At 60.7% G+C, this 931-nt stretch carries 2 pseudogenes; both read right to left on the bottom strand.

From position 1 onward, the window contains the following. Positions 1–92 (bottom strand): annotated as a pseudogene (locus AO501_RS39440) (recombinase); the annotation flags it as partial. A 313-nt stretch (positions 93–405) separates the two neighbouring features. After that, positions 406–630 (bottom strand): annotated as a pseudogene (locus tag AO501_RS40745) (abortive infection family protein); the annotation flags it as partial. Positions 631–931: the final 301 nt, after the last annotated feature.

Raw genomic sequence — 931 nt, 5'->3', positions numbered from 1 at the left:
TACCGCTGGGAGGTCGCCATGGATTCGTGGCCAAGGAGTTTCATGAGGGTGTAGACGCTGATGTTGGTGTTCGCTAGTTCCGTGGCGTAGGTTATCTGTACTTGTTTTTGCGAAAGCGCTTGTTGTTCACCATTTTTAGGTGTCTGACACGTGAGGCACGTAAGGGTGTGTGGCCCGGCTATGTCAGCGATCTTCGAAAGCAGTTGAGCGAGTACCGGTGTCACCTCGATCACCGAAACCTGGAAACCCCCCGAAACAGCCCGCGGACCTCCCTCCACATCGATTGACGTGAAGCGATCCGACCCAGTAATCGAGCAACCCCGGCGCGACACGTCTGTGGTCCCAGGGGTCGGCTTGGCAACGGAACGAATCTGGTTGTTTTCGTGGCCTTCGTTTGACCGCGGCTTACGACTTACCTGTTCGGCATGGCGCTTCGGGGTCTGCGAGGGTGTCGAGCATCAGCTGGCACCAGGTAAGCGCTGCGTTCAGCGCGAGGTGTGCGTGCCGGGTGCCGAGACCGACGCGTGCGGTCGCTGGACTGTGTCCGGTACCCAGCCCCCGGTTGCGCAGCTCGGCGAGCCCGTTGGCGATGGTTGTGACCGCGCCGACGATGCGCCTGACCCCGTCGCTGCTGTCTGGCCCGGACCTGGGGGTCCAGTCCGAGCGAAAGCTGTGCTGTACGCGCCAGTTTGGGCAGGTCGGACATGTCGTCGAACGGCTGGCCGCGTTCGGTGAGTACGACCTTGGCGGTGGGCGTGGCCGATCTTCAGCTCAGCTATGCGAACAGTATGCCGGTTAGCCCCCCTTCACCGGGAAGGATCACCGAACTAGTCTTACGCGACGGTCGGCGTTCCTGTGATCTTCAGAGGTAAGTGGCGGTGAATCTTCAGCGATAGATGGCGTTACATGATCCCGATGACGAGGGATTCGC

Origin of the sequence: Mycobacterium gordonae (assembly GCF_001417955.2) — a bacterium.
In the GTDB taxonomy this organism is placed as follows: Bacteria; Actinomycetota; Actinomycetes; order Mycobacteriales; family Mycobacteriaceae; genus Mycobacterium; species Mycobacterium gordonae_B.
The sequence above is the reverse complement of the archived record's forward strand: the minus strand, read 5'-3'. Positions and strand labels throughout refer to the sequence as shown.